7 protein-coding genes are annotated in these 6,974 nt (G+C 63.1%); 3 read left to right on the forward strand and 4 right to left on the reverse strand.

Annotation, left to right across the window (positions count from 1 at the left end; all coding sequences use genetic code 11):
- Nucleotides 1-116: 116 nt before the first annotated feature.
- Nucleotides 117-716, reverse strand: coding sequence for an HD-GYP domain-containing protein (locus tag HNO82_RS21920; protein ID WP_034351495.1), 600 nt, complete (start codon nt 714-716; stop codon nt 117-119).
- A gap of 267 nt (nt 717-983) precedes the next feature.
- Between HNO82_RS21920 and HNO82_RS21925 the strand changes: the two genes are divergently transcribed.
- Nucleotides 984-2,144, forward strand: coding sequence for an MFS transporter (locus HNO82_RS21925; protein WP_175345135.1), 1,161 nt, complete (start codon nt 984-986; stop codon nt 2,142-2,144).
- Between the two features lie 48 nt (nt 2,145-2,192).
- Nucleotides 2,193-2,888: an alpha/beta fold hydrolase gene (locus HNO82_RS21930; RefSeq protein ID WP_175345136.1), complete on the forward strand. Its 696-nt coding sequence runs from the start codon at nt 2,193-2,195 to the stop codon at nt 2,886-2,888.
- A 52-nt stretch (nt 2,889-2,940) separates the two neighbouring features.
- Here HNO82_RS21930 and HNO82_RS21935 read toward each other — a convergent pair whose 3' ends face one another.
- Both HNO82_RS21935 and HNO82_RS21940 read right to left on the reverse strand, forming a co-directional pair.
- On the reverse strand, nt 2,941-3,210 hold the full coding sequence (locus HNO82_RS21935) for a hypothetical protein (protein WP_008333636.1): 270 nt from the start codon (nt 3,208-3,210) through the stop codon (nt 2,941-2,943).
- 385 nt (nt 3,211-3,595) lie between these two features.
- Nucleotides 3,596-4,570, reverse strand: a complete 975-nt coding sequence (locus HNO82_RS21940; protein ID WP_175345137.1) for an NAD(P)H-dependent flavin oxidoreductase — start codon at nt 4,568-4,570, stop codon at nt 3,596-3,598.
- Between the two features lie 42 nt (nt 4,571-4,612).
- Between HNO82_RS21940 and HNO82_RS22155 the strand changes: the two genes are divergently transcribed.
- Nucleotides 4,613-5,029 carry a hypothetical protein gene (locus tag HNO82_RS22155; RefSeq protein WP_217510000.1) on the forward strand — a complete coding sequence of 139 codons (417 nt, stop codon included), beginning with the start codon at nt 4,613-4,615 and terminating at the stop codon, nt 5,027-5,029.
- A gap of 39 nt (nt 5,030-5,068) precedes the next feature.
- Here the strand turns inward: HNO82_RS22155 and HNO82_RS21950 are convergent, their stop codons facing one another.
- A complete protein-coding gene (locus tag HNO82_RS21950; RefSeq protein ID WP_249777071.1) occupies nt 5,069-6,775 on the reverse strand; it encodes a ShlB/FhaC/HecB family hemolysin secretion/activation protein in 1,707 nt (568 codons plus the stop codon).
- Nucleotides 6,776-6,974 lie beyond the last annotated feature (199 nt).

The following is a 6,974-nucleotide window of genomic DNA, read 5'->3' on the forward strand; positions in this document are numbered from 1 at the left end:
AGCGTCGCCTGCCGTTGTTGCAGCTCCTTGCCGTGGCACCACCACGGCGCGTCGCTGCGCCTAGGCAGACAACGCTTGGCGACCTCTCGCACTCGCAGATTTAATGTGAACAGGCCCTAGTTGCTGACCGGCCTCCAGTTGTGTTGCTGCACCACGTGCAGGCAGGCATCCACCACGACCGGGTCCAGGCGGGTGCCACTCTGGCGCTGGATTTCCTCCAGTGCCACGGCCATGCCCAGCGACTTGCGGTAGGGACGGTCGGCCGACATCGATTCGACGATGTCAGCCACCGTCAGGATGCGCGCCTCCAATGGCAAGGCATCGGCGGCAATGCCGCGCGGATAGCCGCTGCCATCGAGGTACTCGTGATGGCACCAGACGATCTCTGCCAGGTTGAAGGGGAAGCTGATCCTGCTGAGGATTTCATAACCGAACTGGACGTGCGTCTTGAGCACGCCATATTCATCGGCCGTGATGCGACCGGGTTTGGTCAGCAAGGCCAGCGGTATCCTGGCCTTGCCGATGTCGTGCACCTGTGCGGCCATGTGCAGCACGTCGATGCGCTCGGCCGGCAGGCCCAGATGACGCCCGATCATCACCGCCAGTTCGGCGGTCTGGTCTTCATGATTGGGCGTATAGCCGTCAGTGAGCCGATGCAGTGCGATCAGTGCATCGATGACTTCCTGATAGATTTTGTTCGCTTCTGAAACTGGCATTTCTGTCCCTGCGTGATTGCAGCCGCTGTCAGCGCGCATGGTCGCTCAGAGGTGGTGCACGATGGAGGGCGGCAGGCGTGGGCGCCTGCCGCGAACCTTTGCAGGTTCATTGATCTCTGAATGGACCGCCCGCAGGGCAGTCCCGACCCGCTGCTCCGACCACGCATGTGCATGCGCTTTCCCGGTGTCGGATAATAGCGGTTTGCAATACTGAAACTCATTTCAGGAAAGAAATGATTGTGCGCAGTTTACATTCCTGACTTATCGATGACAACCAAGCAGTCCACTTCCCGCCCGCCGTCTCCCTTGCCCCTGATCTGGCGCAAGTCAGCCATCCCGTTGTTCTTCCTGCTGCTGGGCGTGGTGTTTGCCACCTGGGCGGCGCGCATTCCCGCCATCCGGGACCACCTGCAGCTCGATGCTGTCACGCTGGCCCTGGTTCTGCTTTGTGGCGGCATTGGCGCGGTCGGCTCCTTCCCGCTGGCGGCCTGGACCACCGGCCATTACGGCGCGCGCCACAGCACGCTCTACGCGGGGCTGGCCCTGCTGGTGTCGCTGCCGCTGCTGGGACTGGCACCGAATGTGGCCGCGCTCATGCTGATCTGCACGATCTATGGTGCCGCCTCCAGCTGCTTCGACGTGGCCATCAATGCGCTGGGTGCGCAGGCCGAGCGCGACGCCGGGCGGCCCATCATGTCCATGCTGCACGGCTGGTTCTGCGTGGGCACCTTCTCCGGTGCGCTGGCCGCCAGTGCCGTGGCGGGCCTGGGCGTGGCGCCCGTCTGGCACTTCCTGCTGGTGGCGGCGCTGTTCCTCTATCCGCTCTACGCCTGCCATGAAGCGCTGCCCGATGACCGCCCCGAGCATGATCCCGCGCGCAAGCTCTTCGCGCTGCCGCACGGACATCTGGTGGTGCTGGGCGTGATCGCTTTTTGCGGTGCCATCGTCGAGGGCTCGGTGGCGGACTGGAGCGGCATCTACATGAAGGACCATATCGGTGCCAGCGATGGTGCCACGCCCCTGGCCTATGCGGCGTTCGCCGGGATGATGCTCATCATGCGCATGATCGGCGACCGTCTCAAGGCGCGCTATGACGCGCGCCGCGTGGTGTGGGTCGGCACGCTGGTGGCGAGCTTGGGCATCGCCCTGGCCGTAGCGGCACCCGGCATGGCGCTGGCCATTCTCGGCTTTGCCATCGCCGGCACCGGTGTGGCCGCGGTATTCCCGTTCGTCTTCAGTGCCGCCGGGCGGCACGGTTCCAGCGCCCTGGCGGCGGTGGCCACACTGGGTTACAGCGGCAGCCTGATCGGCCCGCCCGTGTTCGGTTTCCTCGTCCATGGCTGGGGATTGCAGGCTGCGCTGGCCTTCTTGGGCGTACTCTGCCTGGCCATGGCCGGGTCCAGCCGGCGCGCGCAGTGGCTGCAGTAAGGCCCGCGCTCTTCACTTCTACAACCTCTGATGCAAGGAAAAAATACGATGCGCAACCTGGTTCTGCTGCCGGGCTTCATGCTCAATGCCCATCTGTGGGATGACATGCAGGCCGATCTGTCCAAGCTGGGCACGCTGAGCTTCGGCGACCTCGGCCAGGAGGTCGGTATCCAGGCCATGGCCGATGCCGTGCTGCGCCAGGCGCCGGAACGCTTCGTGCTGTTCGGTTTCTCGATGGGGGGCTTCGTGGCGCAAGCCATTGCGCTCAAGGCACCCGAGCGTGTGCTGGGCCTGGGTTTGCTCAATACGTCATCGCGCCCGCAGACCGAGCGTGAATCGGCGGGCACGCTGGCCCAGATCGAGCTGGCGCAACGTACCCCCTTCAAGGGGCTGACTTCGCGCGCGCTGGCCTCATCGCTGCACCCGGCGCGCAGCACCGACCGCGCCTTGCTGGATCGCTTGCAGGCCATGGCCCTGGCCAATGGCAAGGAGGTATTCCTGCGGCAGTTGCAGACCCTGCGCGACAGCAACGCCGAGGACCTGCAACGGCTGCAATGCCCGGTACTCATCGTCGGCAGTGACGAAGACAAGCTGCGCAGTGTGGAAGAATCGGAAGAGATGGCGCGCCAGATATCGCAATCGCGCCTGGAGATCATCGGCGACTGCGGTCACATGACGCCGATGGAAAAGCCGCAGGAATTGTTCAGGATCATCTCGGACTGGATCGTGCAATCGGGCCTCTGAAGCCTGCGCGTCGACCAGTCCGGGGCCGGCGCGGCAGGGCTTCGGTGCAGCCTCAGTCCTTGTCGAGCTCCTTGCGGGGGGCTTCGGCCGAGCGGCTGCCGGGCCGCTTGTTCATTTCATCGAGGCCGCCAGTGCCGCGCAGATCGGTATCGACCTGGCCTTTGCGGATGTCATCGTAGGCTTGACGAATTTCGGGGCGCTCGACCGCATGGCCGCTGTTGGCCGCATCCTGGCGGTCCGCATTCTGGTCGTGCTCATGCGGCAGGCGCGGCTTGTCATGTCGGGGATGACGATCTTTTCTGGTTCTCAGGAAGCTGGTCATGATGGTGGTCCTCGCAATTGAATGGTTGACTCTTCTTTTGCCGCAAAGCGATGCCGTGTGAGGGTGGCCACAGCATGCGGCGCCTTGCGTCTGCACGAAGCGAACAAGTACGACCGGAGCTGGCCAGAGAAGTGCCGCGCGTTACAAAGTGAGATGAAAAATAAGAATTTGTCCGACAGACAATTCGTACAGGCCGACGCATCAAGCGTGGTACAAGAAGAGCCGCTGCCCCTTTGGACGCGCCAGCACTGGGCGCGTTCCCCAGTGCTGGCGAATGGCGGCCCATAAAAACAAAGGCGGACCCGGTTAGCGGTCCGCCTTTTACTTAGTTTTTCACACCGCTCATGACGGTGCGAAGCTCATCCGTTTCGATGAAAGCGTCGCCTCACAGCGACAGTCGCGCACGGGCTGCGCGATATTCCTGTTCCAGCCTATCCACCATCTCGGCCACCGTGGGTACGTCTTCCATCAGCCCCACACCCTGGCCGGCGCCCCAGATGTCGCGCCAGGCCTTGGCCTTGCTGCCGCCGCCGGAGCCGAAGTTCATCTTGGTCTTGTCGGCCTCGGGCAGGTTGTCCGGATCGAGGCCGGCATTGACGATGGACTTCTTCAGGTAGTTGCCATGTACGCCAGTGAAGAGGTTGGTGTAGACCACGTCAGCGGCGGTGGACTCCACGATGGCCTGGCGGTAGGCCTCGTCGACATTGGATTCGCGCGTGGCCAGCCAGCGCGAGCCCATGTAGGCGAAGTCGGCACCCATGGCCTGCGCCGCCAGCACGGCGTCACCCGTGGCAATCGAACCCGACAGGGCCAGCGGACCCTTGAACATCTTGCGCACCTCGCCCACCAGCGCGAACGGCGAGAGCGTACCGGCGTGGCCACCGGCCCCGGCGGCCACCAGGATCAGGCCATCCACCCCGGCCTCCAGCGCCTTCTCGGCATGGCGCAGCGAGATCACGTCATGCAGCACGATGCCGCCATAGCTGTGCACGGCGTCCAGCATTTCCTTGGGCGGCGCGCGCAGGCTGGAGATGATGATGGGGACCTGGTGCTTGACGCAGGTGGCCACATCCTGGGCCAGGCGGTCATTGGACTGGTGCACGATCTGGTTGACCGCGATCGGTCCGACCTTGCGTTCCGGGTGTTCGGACTGCCACTGGGCCAGCTCCTCCTGCAGCTGGGTCAGCCAGGTATCGAGCAACTCGGCCGGGCGGGCGTTGAGGGCAGGAAACGATCCGACCAGCCCGGCCTTGCACTGGGCTGCCACCAGGGCCGGGCCGCTGGCGATGAACATGGGCGAGCAGATGATGGGCAGGCGCAGATCTTGCAATGCTTTGGGGTAAGCCGGGGCTGGTGGCATGGTCGTCTCTCGGTGGTTGTCGTTATCTCAAGGCAACAGGGCTTGGCCCCATGCCGCTTTTGTCCGGCGATTATAGGACAAAAAGGGACAAAATATAACGGTCGTGCTTTTTGTTGCGCCAAGGTGAAATATTCAGGAAATTATTTATATGATTTACTGTCTTCCCTTCACCCTGTGCTATGTTTTCCACAAGCCTGGATTAAAAAAGGCCAAGCGGGCGCTACCGGGAGCGCCTTGCGGACCGGCTCAGCCGGAAGGGCCCAGCCCGAGTTCCATCTGTCGTCATTTGCCGTAGGGGGAATCATGCAACACTTTGATCTCGTCAATGTTCTCATCATCGTTCTGGCCGCCGTCGCACTGATTGGGGGCGCGGTGCTGCACAAGCGTGCACTGAAAAAGGCCCTGATCGAGTCCGACAAGCTGCCGGTGCGCGGTTTGCGGCGTTATCGCCAGCAATGAGGAGGGCGCTTGCGCCTTCCTTCTGCGCTTTTTCTTCGCTCAGTAAGACCATTGCAGGTTGAACCCGCCGGTCAGCGTACCGGTGGGAAATCCGTTCGGCTTGGACAGAGGCGTAGCAAGGAAGAGCTCGCAGCCTAGCCTGTCGATGCTGCCACGCCAGCCGATGACCGCGCCGCTGAGCCGGCGTCCGGTCAGATATTGCGTCAACGGTCCTGCTACCGCGCCGGTATCAAGACCGGCGTAGACTTCCTGCCCGCTTTCTCCCATTCCCCAGGACAACTCATTGCGCAGCAGCCAGCCTCGTTCGGCCTGCAGGCTCAGGTCGCCATCGAAGCCGCGCACCGTGTAGCGGCCACCGATGGCGAACTGATCCTGGGCGGGCAGCCTGCCCCGGTTCCATTGGGCGCGCGCCGTCGCACCGTAACGTAGCCGCGCCGACCCGATCGCCAGGGGCGCGTTGAGCGCTGCTTCGGCCTGCCAGAGACCGTAGCGCGTGGTGATCTGCGGCAGTTCCAGTTCATCCTCGGGCGGCTTGCCCTGGCGGTCCAGCGCGCGCCGATAGCTCAGGTTGATGTCGGCCACGGCCGACCCGATGAACTGCCGGTGACTCGCGCTCCACTCCCAGGCCGTCATCCTGCGCTGTTGCGGGCTCAGGACAATCTGGTCAACGAAGTTGACGGACTTGCGCAGTATGAGTCTGGCCGAGAGATGACTCTTGCTGGAGGCACTGCGCTGTACCAGCCGCGACAGTTTCAGTTCGCTGGTCTCGGCCTGCCCGCTGTAGAGCACTGCTTCGAAGGCACCGGCCACCGTCTGGTGATAGCGGCTGCCCGAATGGGTTGCCGAGAGCAGCCAGTAACCGACGGGCAGGGAGTAATGCAGCGTATGGCTGCGACTGCCGCGGTCTCCGTAGCGCCCCAGGCTGCGCGTGAGACTGGCGTAAAAGAGATCATTGAGCGTCCACCAGTTGTCATACGCTACCGTCACACCAAGCTGATAGCGGCCAGTGGTGCGCGCACCGCCGTCGTCCAGCGAGGTCGAGAAGCGGAACGGAAAAGCCTGCCGGTATCGCACCACCAGATCGCTGTCGCCGGCTTGCGCATCGGCTTCTTCCGAGGGCGTGATCTCGATGTCGGCCTCGGCCGTGGGGACGCGCTTGAGGTTTTCCAACCCTTGCTCGATGGCCCGCAAGTCGAGCACCTCTCCCGCCGACAAGGGCAGTGCCGAAAACGTGTTGCCCCGCTCATCGGCACCCTCGGCCATGCGCACCTTGCGCAGCCTGCCAGGTATCACGGTCAGTACCACTCTGCCAGTCGAGAGATCCTGCGGCTGTGCCAGCACGCGCGTGGTGGTGTAGCCGCGCGCGATGATGTCGGCCTGCACGCGAGCCAGCAGCAGTTGCAGACCCTGACTGCCCAGGCAGCGGCCCATGGCACCACCATCCCCGGCCGCTTTCATCACCGTGCCCAGAGCGGGCCGGAAGCGCTCTGCAGAATCTCCTTCCATGATGATCGTGTCGATGCGGCTGCAGGGCTGTTCGTCCTCAGGGTAGTCCATCGACGTGGAGGCGGGAGGGGGCAAGCCCAGCGTGAGTACATCGGGCGCTTGTTCCAGGGTCTCACGCAAGACGCGTTCTCGCTCGCGCTGCAATTGTTCTTGTTGAATGCCGGGAGATTGTGCTGCGCTGTACAGCGGGAGGGAGAGTGCACCGAGCGACAGCGCACACAGCAGAAGGCTTCGATTCATAAGGAAATGGTCGGCGAGCAAAACAACACCAGGCACGCGTGTCGCGATCACTCAAAAATTGGGGAGATCGCAATTTCTCTCTTTATCGTCTTCACATAAATCAGACTTTTCTGATTTTTTAATCCCTCGCAAAAAAATAGACTTCGCCTCGAATCGATAAGGCATCCGGCCCGGGTCGATCTCGCAAAAAGGGGCGATC

Source organism: Herbaspirillum sp. C9C3 (assembly GCF_013359625.1).
Classification (GTDB): Bacteria; Pseudomonadota; Gammaproteobacteria; order Burkholderiales; family Burkholderiaceae_D; genus Herbaspirillum.